At 62.6% G+C, this 13,683-nt stretch carries 13 protein-coding genes; 6 read left to right on the plus strand and 7 right to left on the minus strand.

Features of this window, described 5'->3' with window-relative positions; genetic code table 11:
- Window positions 1–83: 83 nt before the first annotated feature.
- The 5 genes from dnaX (at window position 84) to AB4N73_RS04090 (ending at window position 5,873) form a co-directional block, all read left to right on the plus strand.
- Window positions 84–2,165, plus strand: a complete 2,082-nt coding sequence (gene dnaX / locus AB4N73_RS04070; RefSeq protein ID WP_460142945.1) for a DNA polymerase III subunit gamma/tau — start codon at window positions 84–86, stop codon at window positions 2,163–2,165.
- Window positions 2,166–2,231: 66 nt separating this feature from the next.
- Window positions 2,232–2,570 carry a YbaB/EbfC family nucleoid-associated protein gene (locus AB4N73_RS04075; RefSeq protein ID WP_003223337.1) on the plus strand — a complete coding sequence of 113 codons (339 nt, stop codon included), beginning with the start codon at window positions 2,232–2,234 and terminating at the stop codon, window positions 2,568–2,570.
- Window positions 2,571–2,830: 260 nt separating this feature from the next.
- Window positions 2,831–3,865 (plus strand): NADP-dependent oxidoreductase, encoded by a 1,035-nt coding sequence (locus AB4N73_RS04080; protein WP_460142946.1) that lies wholly within the window; start codon window positions 2,831–2,833, stop codon window positions 3,863–3,865.
- A 66-nt stretch (window positions 3,866–3,931) separates the two neighbouring features.
- Window positions 3,932–4,534 carry a recombination mediator RecR gene (gene recR, locus AB4N73_RS04085; protein WP_016773861.1) on the plus strand — a complete coding sequence of 201 codons (603 nt, stop codon included), beginning with the start codon at window positions 3,932–3,934 and terminating at the stop codon, window positions 4,532–4,534.
- Between the two features lie 190 nt (window positions 4,535–4,724).
- Entirely contained in the window at window positions 4,725–5,873 is a 1,149-nt protein-coding gene (locus AB4N73_RS04090; RefSeq protein WP_460142947.1) for an acyl-CoA dehydrogenase family protein, read from the plus strand.
- A 110-nt stretch (window positions 5,874–5,983) separates the two neighbouring features.
- Here AB4N73_RS04090 and AB4N73_RS04095 read toward each other — a convergent pair whose 3' ends face one another.
- Both AB4N73_RS04095 and fnr read right to left on the minus strand, forming a co-directional pair.
- Complete coding sequence (locus tag AB4N73_RS04095) at window positions 5,984–6,532, minus strand: adenine phosphoribosyltransferase (protein WP_024012326.1); 549 nt, start codon at window positions 6,530–6,532, stop codon at window positions 5,984–5,986.
- A 75-nt stretch (window positions 6,533–6,607) separates the two neighbouring features.
- Window positions 6,608–7,342, minus strand: coding sequence for a fumarate/nitrate reduction transcriptional regulator Fnr (gene fnr, locus AB4N73_RS04100; RefSeq protein ID WP_016773865.1), 735 nt, complete (start codon window positions 7,340–7,342; stop codon window positions 6,608–6,610).
- A 154-nt stretch (window positions 7,343–7,496) separates the two neighbouring features.
- Here fnr and AB4N73_RS04105 point away from each other — a divergent pair, with 154 nt between their 5' ends.
- Window positions 7,497–7,979: a hypothetical protein gene (locus AB4N73_RS04105; protein ID WP_150741395.1), complete on the plus strand. Its 483-nt coding sequence runs from the start codon at window positions 7,497–7,499 to the stop codon at window positions 7,977–7,979.
- On the opposite strand, the gene hemN is transcribed toward AB4N73_RS04105, so the two are convergent.
- The 5 genes from hemN to AB4N73_RS04130 all read right to left on the minus strand — a co-directional run bounded on the left by hemN (window position 7,976) and on the right by AB4N73_RS04130 (window position 13,671).
- Window positions 7,976–9,358: an oxygen-independent coproporphyrinogen III oxidase gene (hemN, locus tag AB4N73_RS04110; RefSeq protein WP_236169137.1), complete on the minus strand. Its 1,383-nt coding sequence runs from the start codon at window positions 9,356–9,358 to the stop codon at window positions 7,976–7,978. The genes AB4N73_RS04105 and hemN overlap by 4 nt on opposite strands.
- Window positions 9,359–9,555: 197 nt before the next feature.
- Complete coding sequence (locus AB4N73_RS04115) at window positions 9,556–10,239, minus strand: sulfite exporter TauE/SafE family protein (RefSeq protein WP_460142949.1); 684 nt, start codon at window positions 10,237–10,239, stop codon at window positions 9,556–9,558.
- Entirely contained in the window at window positions 10,232–10,444 is a 213-nt protein-coding gene (gene ccoS, locus AB4N73_RS04120; protein WP_039763029.1) for a cbb3-type cytochrome oxidase assembly protein CcoS, read from the minus strand. The genes AB4N73_RS04115 and ccoS overlap by 8 nt, the downstream gene beginning before the upstream one ends.
- A gap of 23 nt (window positions 10,445–10,467) precedes the next feature.
- Entirely contained in the window at window positions 10,468–12,918 is a 2,451-nt protein-coding gene (locus AB4N73_RS04125) for a heavy metal translocating P-type ATPase (protein WP_460142950.1), read from the minus strand.
- 213 nt (window positions 12,919–13,131) lie between these two features.
- Window positions 13,132–13,671: a FixH family protein gene (locus AB4N73_RS04130; protein ID WP_375123358.1), complete on the minus strand. Its 540-nt coding sequence runs from the start codon at window positions 13,669–13,671 to the stop codon at window positions 13,132–13,134.
- Window positions 13,672–13,683 lie beyond the last annotated feature (12 nt).

The raw sequence follows: 13,683 nt of genomic DNA on the forward strand, positions 1-13,683 counted from the left end.
ATTAGACGAGGACACCGGATGCAATTTTGCCCTTGCTCCGCTAGCATTAGCCGCTTCTGCTTCCTTCGCTGCGACGGTTTTCGATGAGTTATCAGGTTCTTGCACGTAAATGGCGTCCACGCTCGTTCCGCGAAATGGTCGGCCAGACCCATGTGCTCAAGGCTCTGATCAATGCCTTGGACAGCCAACGGCTGCACCACGCCTACCTGTTCACCGGGACGCGCGGGGTCGGCAAGACCACCATCGCGCGGATTATTGCCAAGTGCCTGAACTGCGAGACAGGTATCACCTCCAGTCCCTGCGGCGAGTGTTCGGTGTGCCGCGAGATCGATGAAGGCCGTTTTGTCGACCTGATCGAGATCGACGCCGCCAGCCGCACCAAGGTCGAAGACACCCGCGAACTGCTCGATAACGTGCAGTACGCGCCAAGTCGTGGGCGCTTCAAGGTCTACCTGATCGACGAAGTGCACATGCTTTCCAGCCATTCCTTCAATGCGCTGTTGAAAACCCTCGAAGAGCCGCCGCCCTACGTCAAGTTCATCCTGGCGACCACCGATCCGCAGAAACTTCCAGCAACGATTCTTTCGCGCTGCCTGCAGTTCTCCCTGAAGAACATGACGCCCGAGCGTGTGGTCGAGCACTTGACCCATGTGCTGACCGCGGAAAACGTACCGTTTGAAGACGATGCACTGTGGCTGCTCGGCCGCGCTGCTGATGGCTCGATGCGTGACGCCATGAGCCTGACCGATCAGGCCATCGCGTTCGGTGAAGGCAAGGTCCTCGCGACCGACGTGCGGGCCATGCTCGGCACGCTGGATCACGGTCAGGTCTATGACGTGCTGCATGCGCTGATCGAAGGCGACGCCAAGGCGTTGCTCGAAGCCGTGCGTCATCTGGCCGAGCAAGGCCCGGACTGGAACGGCGTGCTCTCGGAAATTCTTAACGTGCTGCACCGCGTGGCCATCGCTCAGGCGTTGCCGGAAGGCGTCGACAATGGCCACGGCGACCGTGATCGCGTATTGGCCCTGGCCCAGGCGTTGCCGGCCGAAGACGTGCAGTTCTATTACCAGATGGGCCTGATTGGTCGCCGCGACTTGCCGCTGGCGCCGGACCCGCGTGGCGGTTTCGAGATGGTCTTGCTGCGGATGCTCGCGTTCCGCCCGGCGGATACGGCGGACGCGCCGAGGCAACCGCTAAAGCCAGTGGGGATCAGCCAGGCCACAGTTGATTCCGCAAACTCAGTGGCTGCCGCGCCGAAGCCTGCGCCGGTGGTCGCTGCGGCTGCGGCTGCTGCGGCTGCTGCGCCAGCACCCGCGCCCGCTGCCGAGCCAGAACCGGTTGTGCCGGTTGTCGAAGCGCACCCGCAGCCTGAGCCAGTCGCCGTCGAAACCGTGGTCGATCTGCCGTGGAACGACCCGGTGGAAGCCGAGGCCGAGCCTGCGCCCGTTCAACAACCCGCCGTCGAGCCGGTATTGGAAACCGCTGGCGAGCAGCCCGAGCTGCCGCCGATGCCGCTGCCGACCCCGGACAGCGTGGTGCCGGATGCGCCGGAGTGGGCCGCTGCGCCAATTCCCGAGCCGTCCGTCGCCGAGGTCGATGCCGCTACGCCGGGCATGGACATGGACGACGAACCGCCGCTGGATGAAGACTACATCGAGCCGGACATGGATTCGGCCTACAGCTACCTCGACGAACTGGCCAGCGAACACGCCGCCGATCCCGAGCCTGAGCCTGAGCCGGAACCTGCCGCCGCGCCGGCCACCGGCCTGGCCCTGCAATGGCTGGAGCTGTTCCCGAAGCTGCCGATTTCCGGCATGACCGGCAGCATCGCCGCCAACTGCACGTTGATTGCGGTCGACGGCGATCATTGGTTGATGCACCTCGATCCGGCCCACAGCGCGCTGTTCAACGCCACGCAACAGCGTCGTCTCAACGACGCGTTGAACCAGTTCCACGGGCGCACGCTGACGCTGACCATCGAGCTGATCAAGCCCGAGCAGGAAACCCCGGCCCAGGCCGCCTCGCGCCGCCGCGCCAATCGCCAGCGCGAGGCCGAGGAATCGATCCACGGTGATCCGTACATCCAGCAGATGGTTCAGCAGTTCGGCGCGGTGGTGCGAAGCGATACTATTGAACCTGTCGACGCCTTGGTCACCCAAGGCTAATAACTGAAGGTGCTCGGCCTCGATGGCCGGGCGCTGTTTTATCCAAGTACGTTTGAGGTGATTCCCATGATGAAAGGTGGCATGGCCGGCCTGATGAAGCAGGCGCAGCAGATGCAGGAAAAAATGGCCAAGATGCAGGAAGAACTGGCCAACGCCGAAGTCACCGGCAAGGCCGGCGGCGACATGGTCACCGTGGTGATGACCGGTCGTCACGACGTTAAAAGCGTGAGCATCGACCCAAGCCTGGTCGAAGGCCTGAGCGAAGACGACAAAGAAATGCTGGAAGCCGTGGTCGCTGCCGCCGTCAACGACGCCGTGCGCAAGATCGAAGCAAACAGCCAGGAAAAAATGGGCAGCATGACCGCCGGCATGAACCTGCCGGCGGGTATGAAACTGCCGTTCTGATTCGCCATTGCGCGGCAGATGAGCTACACAAAATGCCAGGCATTGCGCCTGGCATTTTTGTTTCTGCCTGATGGGCATGTGCCGCAGACTGACGCTTTCGCGAGCAGGCTCGCTCCCACAGGGATTGCATTTCCAAGTGTGGGAGCGAGCCTGCTCGCGAATGAAGTCACCTCGGCACAACTGAAGAAACATCGAACACACCACCGCTACCAAGGTCTGCTCCCTATACACCGAATTCCTCATTCACAGGAGACGCTGACATGTCCGACCCTCTCACCCTCAATCAACGCTTCGTCCTCGCCTCGCGCCCGAGCGGCGCGCCGACCCCGGAGAACTTCCGTCTGGAGCGCGAGGCGCTGCCGGATCTGCAGGACGGTCAAGTCCTGCTGAAAACCCTGTACCTGTCACTCGACCCGTACATGCGCGGGCGCATGAGCGACGCTCCGTCCTACGCTGCGCCAGTGCAAATCGGCGAAGTCATGACCGGTGGTGCGGTCAGCCGGGTCGAGCAGTCCAATCATCCGAAATTTCACGTAGGTGATCTGGTGGTTGGCGCCACCGGTTGGCAGAGCCACAGCATCAGCGACGGTCGCAACATCATGCCGATCCCGGCCGGCCTGCCGAGCCCGTCGATGGCCCTCGGGGTGCTGGGTATGCCGGGCATGACCGCCTACATGGGCCTGATGGACATCGGCCAGCCGAAAGAGGGCGAAACCCTGGTGGTGGCCGCGGCGTCCGGCGCCGTCGGCTCGGTGGTCGGGCAAGTGGCGAAGATCAAAGGCCTGCGCGTGATCGGTGTGGCCGGTGGGGCCGAGAAGTGCAAATACGTGGTCGAGGAGCTGGGTTTTGATGCCTGCATCGACCACAAGGCCGATGACTTTGCCGAGCAACTGGCCAAAGCCTGTCCCAACGGCATCGACATCTATTACGAGAACGTCGGCGGCCATGTCTTCGACGCGGTCTTGCCGTTGCTCAACCCCAAGGCGCGCATCCCGTTGTGCGGCCTGATCGCCGGCTACAACGCCGCCGAGGCGCCGACCGGCCCGGATCGTCTGCCGATGCTGCAACGCACTTTGCTCACCAAGCGTGTGCGGATTCAGGGCTTCATCGTCTTCGACGATTACGGTGATCGTCAGCCGGAATTCATCAGCCACATGGTGCCGTGGGTACGCGACGGCAAGGTGAAGTTCCGCGAGGACGTGGTCGAAGGCCTGGAGCAGGCGCCCGAGGCGTTCATCGGTCTGCTGGAAGGGCGCAACTTCGGCAAACTGGTGGTCCGGGTCGCCCAGGACTGAGGATTTGACGCTGGCCAGAGGCGCGGGTATAAACCGCGTCTCGTTGTTTAGTCGGACTGTTTACCCATGAGCTTCAGCCCTTTGATTCGCCAACTGATCGACGCTCTGCGCACCTTGCCAGGCGTGGGTCAGAAAACCGCTCAGCGCATGGCGTTGCAGTTGCTCGAACGTGATCGCAGCGGCGGTACGCGTCTGGCCCAGGCCTTGAGCCAGGCCATGGAAGGCGTTGGCCATTGCCGCCAGTGCCGCACGCTGACCGAAGACGACCTCTGCCCGCAATGCGCCGACCCGCGCCGCGATGACACGCTGCTTTGCGTTGTCGAAGGGCCGATGGACGTTTATGCGGTGGAGCAGACCGGTTTCCGTGGCCGCTATTTCGTGCTCAAGGGGCACTTGTCGCCGCTGGATGGCCTGGGGCCGGAAGCGATCGGTATTCCGCAACTGATGGCGCGGATAGAAGAGGCGGGGACCTTTACTGAAGTCATCCTCGCCACCAACCCGACAGTGGAAGGCGAGGCGACGGCGCACTACATCGCGCAGTTGCTCAACAACAAAGGCCTGGTCGCCTCGCGGATTGCCCATGGCGTGCCGCTGGGCGGTGAGCTGGAGCTGGTCGATGGCGGCACGCTGGCGCATTCGTTTGCCGGGCGTAAACCGATTTCCCTCTGAATGCGGCGTCTGAACTGACGCCTTCGCGAGCAGGCTCGCTCCCACAGGGGATTTGTGAACGACACAAAACCAATGTGGGAGCGAGCCTGCTCGCGAATGGCGCACCACGGTCCATCTGATTCACACAATTTCATTGATAACCAAGCAAGCGCTCGGTTAACGTCGGCGAACCCCTCCGTGGAGCTCGCCCATGCCTGCCATTCAGGAATACTTCGACCCCAGCCACCAATTGGTCCGTGACAGCGTCAGACGTTTTGTCGAACGTGAGATCCTGCCGGACATTGATCAGTGGGAAGAAGCCGAAAGCTTTCCCCGTGAGCTGTACCTCAAGGCCGGTGCGGCGGGCATTCTCGGTATCGGCTATCCCGAGGCGCTCGGCGGCAGCCATGAAGGCGATCTGTTCGCCAAGGTCGCCGCCAGTGAAGAGTTGATGCGCTGTGGCTCAGGCGGGCTGGTGGCGGGGCTGGGTTCGCTGGATATCGGCCTGCCGCCGATCGTCAAATGGGCGCGGCCTGAGGTGCGAGAGCGGGTCGTCCCCCAAGTGCTCAGCGGCGAAAAGATCAGCGCCCTGGCGGTGACCGAGCCCGGCGGCGGCTCCGACGTCGCCAACCTGCAAACCCGCGCCGTGCGTGACGGTGACTTCTACCGGGTCAGTGGCAGCAAAACCTTCATCACCAGCGGTGTGCGCGCCGATTTCTACACGGTCGCGGTGCGTACCGGTGCGCCGGGGTTTGGCGGCATCAGCTTGTTGCTGATCGAGAAGGGCGCGCCGGGGTTCAGTGTCGGTCGGCAGTTGAAGAAAATGGGCTGGTGGGCGTCGGACACCGCTGAGTTGTTCTTCGACAATTGCCGCGTGCCGGCAGGCAACCTGATCGGCGCCGAGAACATGGGCTTCGCCTGCATCATGGGCAATTTCCAGAGCGAACGCCTGGCGCTGGCGCTGATGGCCAACATGACGGCGCAATTGGCGCTGGAGGAGAGCCTGAAGTGGGCGCGCGAGCGTGAGGCGTTCGGCAAACCCATCGGCAAGTTTCAGGTGATCAAACATCGCCTCGCCGAAATGGCCACGGCGCTGGAAGTGTCGCGGGAGTTCACATATCGGCAAGCAGCGAAAATGGCGGCGGGGCAGAGCGTGATCAAGGAGATTTCCATGGCGAAGAACTTCGCCACCGACACCTCGGACCGGATCACCACCGAAGCCGTGCAGATTCTTGGCGGGCTCGGTTACATGCGTGAAAGCCTGGTGGAGCGGCTGTATCGGGATAATCGTATTCTGTCGATTGGCGGCGGGACGTGGGAAGTGATGAACGAAATCATCAGCAAGCAGATGGGGCTCTAAGTCCTGCGGTGTAGCTGCCGGCCCCTTCGCGAGCAGGCTCGCTCCCACAGTTGAAATGCATTCCCCTGTGGGAGCGAGCCTGCTCGCGAAAGCGGCCTGTCAGACGCTGCTTATTTATCAGTCAACGCAAACTGCGTCAGGCAGAACGTCGGAATGCCCATGTCCTGCAAGCGCTGCGAGCCTTGCAGCTCTGGCAGGTCAATGATCGCCGCCGCTTCATGCACCCGCGCGCCCATGCGGCGAATCAGGTTGGCTGCTGCGATCAGCGTGCCGCCGGTAGCGATCAGGTCATCGAACATCACCACCGAATCGCCTTCACACAGGCTGTCGGCGTGCACTTCCAGAAACGCTTCGCCGTACTCGGTGGCGTAACCTTCGGCCAGTACGTCCGCCGGCAGTTTGCCTTGCTTGCGGAACAGCACCAGCGGCTTGTTCAACTGATAGGCCAGTACCGAACCGATCAGAAAACCACGGGCATCCATGGCGCCGATGTGGGTGAAGTCGGCTTCGACGTAGCGATGGGCGAAGCTGTCCATCACCAGGCGCAGGGCCGTCGGCGACTGGAACAGCGGGGTGATGTCGCGAAAGATCACGCCCGGTTTCGGGAAGTCGATCACGGGGCGGATCAGGGATTTGATGTCGAAGGAGTCGAAGACCATCGGGGTGTCCTGGCAGGGCTGCAAACGGCGCAGTATACCCGCGGCTGAAACGATTCGCTCAACCGCGGGTCGTGATCAGCCTTCGATCGAACCGCCGGCCAACGCGCACAGCTGGATCGGGTCGAGGATGTGGATTTCTTTGCCCTCGGCGGCGATCAATTCGTTCTGCTGAAAACGGGTGAACACCCGCGACACGGTTTCCACCGCCAGGCCCAGATAGTTACCGATTTCATTGCGCGACATGCTCAGGCGGAACTGGTTGGCCGAGAAGCCGCGAGCGCGGAAGCGTGCCGACAGGTTGACCAGGAAAGTAGCGATGCGCTCGTCAGCGGTTTTCTTCGACAGCAGCAGCATCATTTGCTGGTCGTCACGAATCTCGCGGCTCATCACCCGCATCAACTGGCGGCGCAGTTGCGGCAATTGCAGCGCGAGTTCATCAAGGCGCTCGAAGGGGATTTCGCAAACCGAAGTGGTTTCCAGCGCCTGGGCCGAGACCGGGTGTTTTTCGGTGTCCATGCCCGACAGTCCTACCAGTTCGCTCGGCAGGTGGAAACCGGTCAGTTGTTCTTCGCCGGCATCGCTCAGGCTGAAAGTCTTCAGGGCACCAGAGCGGACTGCATAAACGGAATCAAAGGTGTCGCCCTGGCGGAACAGGAATTCGCCTTTCTTCAGCGGGCGGCCGCGTTTAACGATTTCGTCGAGCGCATCCATGTCTTCCAGATTCAGAGAAAGTGGCAGGCAGAGCGGGGCCAGGCTGCAATCCTTGCAGTGGGCCTGGTTGTGAGCGCGCAGTTTGACTGGCTCGGACATTTCTTCAATCCTTGTGGGAAAACACACATAAGCCGTAAGGGTAACCCACGGGAGGACATTCAGGCCAGCACGTGGCGGCGTTGTCCTACAGACATAAAGCCGCAGCACCGGCGGCCGATAACCCGCTATCAGCATTCAACCAAGGAAGGCCCCGATGACCGCCATTGGTACGCTAAGCCCCGGCAGCAGCGGCGTTGCCGCTTCGCCGGAGATGACCAGCACCGACGCTGCAATCGATCGCGATGAAGACTTGTCGCACACGGCAACCCCGACCTTGGTCGAGGGCGTCAAAGTGTCGCTCTCCGGCGCGGCCATCGCCAAATCCGCCGCTGTCGGTGGCGAAAACAGTGACATCGACAACAGTGGCTTACCGGAGAACATCCAACAGTTGCTGAAGATGATTCGCAAGATTCAAAAAGAAATCATCGAGAAAAAAGCGCGCATGGCGGCGGTCATGTCAGACAGAACCCTCTCCACCGAGGAAAAGATCAACAAGCTCGCCGCACTGCGGGGCGCCATCGCCGCCCTCAACAGTGGCCTGATCACCGCCAACCTCGCCCTGTCGAAAGTCATGAACCAGTCGGCGCTCAACCCTGACCAGAACCTCAAAGTCGGCTCGTTGCTGACCAAGCCTTAAATCACCCGCGAGAAACGCTGGCGGTTCTGCTGCTCCAGGTACGCATCGAAAACCATGCACACCGAGCGCACCAGCAATCGGCCCGCTGGCAACACCTCGATGCGCTCGCGCTCGAGTCTGATCAGGCCATCCTCGGCCATACCTTGCAACTGCGGCCAGAGCGCGCCGAAGTAGCCTTGAAAATCGATGTTGAACTGCTGCTCGATCTCGGCGAACTCGAGTTTGAAATTGCAGATCAGCTGCTGAATCACTGCGCGGCGCAAGCGGTCGTCGGCGTTGCACACCAGACCGCGACTGGTCGCCAGCTGCGCGCTGGCCAGGCTGTTCTGATACGCGTTGAGGTCGCTGCTGTTCTGGCAGTACAGATCGCCGATCTGGCTGATCGCCGACACGCCCAGGCCAATCAGGTCGCAATGGCCGTGGGTGGTGTAACCCTGGAAGTTGCGTTGCAGGGTGTGCTCTTCCTGCGCAATCGCCAGTTCGTCATCAGGCAGGGCGAAGTGGTCCATGCCGATGTAACGGTAGCCGGCAGCGGTCAGTTGCTCGATGGTGCGCTGGAGCATTTCCAGCTTGTGCGCCGGGCTCGGCAGTTCGCTGCTGTTGATTCGCCGTTGCGGCATGAAGCGTTCCGGCAGGTGCGCGTAATTGAATACCGAGAGGCGATCCGGTTGCAGGCTGATCACTTCCTCGACGGTGCGGGCGAAATTGTCGGGCGTCTGCTTGGGCAGGCCATAAATCAGATCGATGTTGATCGAGCGAAATTGCAGGGTTCGCGCCGCATCGATCACCGCGCGGGTTTCTTCCAGGCTTTGCAGGCGATTGACCGCGCGCTGCACCGCCGGGTCAAGATCCTGCAGGCCAATGCTGACCCGGTTGAAACCCAGTTCGCGCAGCAGGCCCATGGTCGACCAGTCAGCCTCGCGCGGGTCGATTTCAATGCCGTAATCGCCCGAGTCATCGTTGAGCAAATTGAAATGCTTGCGCAGGTGCGCCATCAGCTGGCGCAATTCGTCGTGGCTGAGAAAAGTCGGCGTGCCGCCACCGAAATGCAGCTGCTCGACGGTTTGCGCCGGGTCGAGGTGGCAGGCAATCAACTGGATTTCCTGCTCGAGCCGTTGCAGATACGGCTGCGCACGGCCGCGATCCTTGGTGATGACCTTGTTGCAAGCGCAGTAGTAACAAATGTTCGCGCAGAACGGCACATGCACGTACAGCGACAACGGCCGCTGGGCCTTACGGCTGTCGCGTAGGGCGTGGAACAGGTCGAAAGTGCCGACCTGACCGTGAAATTGCACGGCAGTCGGGTACGAGGTGTAGCGTGGCCCCGCCAGATCGTAGCGGCGGATCAGATCAGAGTCCCAACGAATGGCGTCGAGCATGCGGGCATTCCCCCGGATAGGCTGGCAGTGTGGCGAGTCTAGGGGAGTGCGTTACAGGGCATCTTGATTTGCATCAACGGCGAGGATTTGTGTTGTTCGTGCGGGCGTCTTCGCGAGCAGGCTCGCTCCCACATTGGATTTGCAGCGTACTCAAGACCTGTGGGAGCGAGCCTGCTCGCGAAGGCCGCGCCACACATTTAATGGCCCATAAGCCAATGCTGATGCGGGCCGGGAAGGGTCCACAGGCCAAACAGGATCACCAGCAAGCCACCCGCCATGCGCACGCTGCGTTTGCGCAGGATCGCGGTGACCCGCTCAGCCGCCAGCCCGGTGGCGAGCAGCACCGGCCAGGTGCCGAGGCCGAAAGCGAGCATCAGCAACGCACTGTCCAGCGCATTGCCCTGACTCGCGCTCCACAGCAAGGTGCTGTAAACCAGTCCGCACGGCAGCCACCCCCACAGCGCACCGAGCAGCAAGGCACGCGGCAGGCTGTAAACCGGCAGCAAGCGATTCGCCACGGGTTGAATAAAACGCCACAAGCCACGCCCGAGCGCTTCGATACGCGTCAACCCGCTCCACCAACCGGCCAGGTACAAACCCATGGCGATCAGCAGCAAACCGGCCAGCACGCGCATGAACAGCGCCGCCGGGCTGTTGGCGACGGCCCAGCCGGCCAGACCGATGAGCAGTCCCGCCGTGGCATAGCTGAGAATCCGCCCGAGGTTGTACGCCAGTAACAGGCGAAAGCGCCGGCTGCGCTGCTCCTTGGGGATCGCCAGGGTCAGCGCGCCCATCAGACCGCCGCACATACCCAGACAGTGGCCGCCACCGAGCAGGCCGAGGATCAGCGCCGAGACCAGCAGCGGCGCCAGTTCAAGCATGGGGTGGCGCCTTGTCGTCCGGTTTGCCGGCGTTGGCTTCGTCCACCGCAGCGGTATGGTTGGGGTCCTGATCGTCAAAAAGGATGCTGTGTGCCGGGCCGTCGAGGTCGTCGTACTGACCGCTGTCCACCGCCCAGAAGAAGATGTACACGGCGATGGCGACGATGAGCAAGGCAGCGGGAATCATCACATAGAGAGCTGGCATCGGTAACTCCAGGCCCGCGCGGCTCAGGCCGGCAGCGGGCGGGTTTGGGTCGGGCTGCCGGCGGCCGGCGCGCTCGGCAGACGAGTCAGGCGCAGGGCGTTGAGCACCACGGTCAGCGAACTGATCGACATGCCGACCGCCGCCCACACCGGAGTGATCCAGCCGAGGGCGGCGAACGGCAACATGAGGCCATTGTACAGCGCCGCCCACAGCAGGTTTTCGATGATTACCCGGCGCGTGCGTCGCGCCAGCGTGAAGGCTTGCACCAGAGCGTCAAGGCGATTGGACAGCAACACTGCATCGGCGCTGGTTTTCGCCAGATCGGTGGCCGAGCCCATGGCCACGCTGATATCGGCCGCAGCCAGCACCGGCACGTCGTTGACGCCGTCACCGAGCATCAACACTTTGCGACCTTCGCGATGAAGTTGCTGCAGCACTTGCAGTTTGTCATCCGGGCGCAAGCCGCCACGGGCCTCGTCGATGCCCAGTTCGGCGGCGACACTGGCGACCATCGGCGAACTGTCGCCGGACAACAGCAAGGTGCGCCAGCCCCGCGCTTTGCAGGCCGCGAGCAGGGCGGGGGCATCGTCACGCAGGCGATCGTCGAGGACGAACCATGCCAGCGGCCCCTGAGTGTCGGCGAGCAGTAACCATTGTCCGGCCTCATCAGGCATTGACGGCAGTGCCGCGCCGCTCAGGGCACAGGCGAACGGCGCCTGACCGATGCGCAAGCGTTGCTCACCGACCACGCCTTCCAAGCCCAGGCCTGGTGTGCTGTGCACGTCCTCAGCGGCCAGTGGCGCACGCCCGAAAGCGCGGGCGATCGGGTGTTCCGAACGGTTTTCCAGCGCAGCGGCGAGGCTCAGGCATTGCTCGCTGTCGAGCGCGCCGAGCGGGCGAATCGAGCGCAGCACCAAGCGGCCTTCGGTGAGCGTACCGGTCTTGTCGAAAATCACCGTGTCGATCTGGTTCAAGCCTTCCAGCACATGGCCGCGGGTCAGCAGCAGGCCGAGTTTGTGCAGGGTGCCGGTGGCGGCGGTGAGGGCGGTCGGCGTCGCCAGTGACAGCGCGCACGGGCAGGTCGCCACCAGCATGGCGAGGACGATCCAGAACGCCCGCGCTGAGTCCAGTTGCCACCACAGCACGCCGATCACTGCTGCGGCAATCAGCGAGAGCATCAGGAACCATTGCGCGGCGCGGTCGGCGATTTCTGCCAGACGCGGTTTCTCCGCCTGAGCGCGGTCGAGCAGGCGCACGATCGCGGAGAGACGCGTGTCCTGTCCCAGCGCCTGCACTTGCACGGTCAATGCGCCTTCGACGTTGAGCGTGCCCGCAGTAACAGCATCGCCCAGCGTGCGTGGCTGCGGCAGGTATTCGCCGGTCAGCAGCGATTCGTCGATGCTCGACTGGCCATCGATGATCTTGCCGTCAGCCGGCAGAATCGAGCCCGGCTGCACCAGAATCCGCTCGCCGACCTGCAATTCGCTGAGCAGGATGCGTTCACTCTGGCCATCGCTATCCAGGCGCAGGCACGAGGCCGGTAACAGGTTGACCAATTGCGCGGTGGCAGCAGCGGTGCGTTCGCGGGCGCGGCGTTCCAGATAGCGTCCGGCGAGCAGAAACAGCGCGAACATGCCGACCGCATCGAAGTACAGCTCGCCGACCCCGGTGATCGATGTCCAGATCCCGGCGATGTAAGCGCTGCCGATCGCCAGTGAAACTGAAACGTCCATGGTCAGGTGGCGCGTACGCAAATCGCGCATCGCGCCTTTGAAGAACGGCGCGCAGCTGTAGAACACGATGGGTGTGGTCAGAAACAGCGCGACCCAGCGCAGGATCGTGTGCAGCTCGGGACTGAGGTCGATGTTGAATTCCGGCCAGGTGGCCATGGTCGCCATCATCGCCTGAAACCACAGCAACCCGGCGACGCCGAGCTGGCGCAGGGCCAGGCGATTCTCGCTGGCCAGCTGTTCGCTGGCGCGGTCGGCCTGGTACGGGTGGGCGGCGTAACCGATGTGGCGCAGCTCGGCGAGGATCTGGCTCAGCGGCAATTGTGCGTCGGCCCAGCGCACGTGCAGGCGATGGTTGGACAGGTTCAACCGCGCTTCGGCGACGGCGGGCAGGGTGCGCAGGTGTTTCTCGATCAGCCAGCCGCAGGCGGCGCAACTGATGCCTTCCATCAACAAGGTGGTTTCGGCCAGATCGCCTTCATGGCGGACGAAGGGTTGCTGCACGTCGGCGCGGTCGTACAGCGCCAGTTCATCAGTCAGTTGCACCGGCAGCGCTTCGGGATTGGCCGACGCTTCGCTGCGATGCTGGTAATAGCTTTCCAGACCCCCGGCGACAATGGCTTCGGCCACCGCCTGACAGCCCGGGCAGCAGAACTCCCGGGCCTGCCCGAGGACGACGGCGGTGAAGCGGCTGCCGGACGGGACGGGCAGGGCGCAGTGGTAGCAGGGAACTGGGGTGGTCATGGCATTGATGAGGGTATGAGCCCTTGCATTGGGGGTGTTCGCTTGCCCTCACCCCAGCCCTCTCCCGGAGGGAGAGGGAGCCGATCGGTGTAAGCCTGAAGAGCGGCTTCAGTCGCTGACATTGTCACTGTCATACGCCCCGCTTCCAAGCAACCGAGATCAGTCCCCTCGCCCTCCGGGAGAGGGCTAGGGTGAGGGGCTCTTGATTTTGATTCACTTCTTCAGATCTTCCGCACCCTGCAATGGCTCATCACCCAGCAGCAGTTCCTTGTCATGACTGACCAGTTCTTCTTCAAACATGCGCCACACGTGCTCGTCCTGGCTGCCGAGCAACTCGACAAAGCGCCGCCCTTCGACCTTGTCGCTCAACTGGCCGATGTAGCGCCCGCTCTCGCTGCCACTGCGGGTCAGAACGATCTTGCGATCCTTCTCCGGCTGGGTTGGCGAGATCAGGTTCAGCTCCAGCGTTTGCGGCTGGCTTTCACCGTTCAAGCGCAAGTCGACTTCCCCGGTCACATCATCCAGATGCACCGCTGCACGCAGCTTCAGGGTTTGCGCCAGCAGCTCGCGATCCAATGAACGGTTGATGCCTTTGCCCGCCTCGTAGTAGTTGTCGTTGACCAAGTTGTCCGGGTTGTTCACCGCGATGGTCACCATGGACAGGGTCAAGGCCACCGAGCAGGCCAGAATCGCGATGATGATCCACGGCCAGAGGTGCTTGTACCAGGGACTTGCGGCGTTTGCAGCGGGCATGTTCAAAATTCT

It is taken from the genome of Pseudomonas sp. S3_B08 (assembly GCF_054667725.1).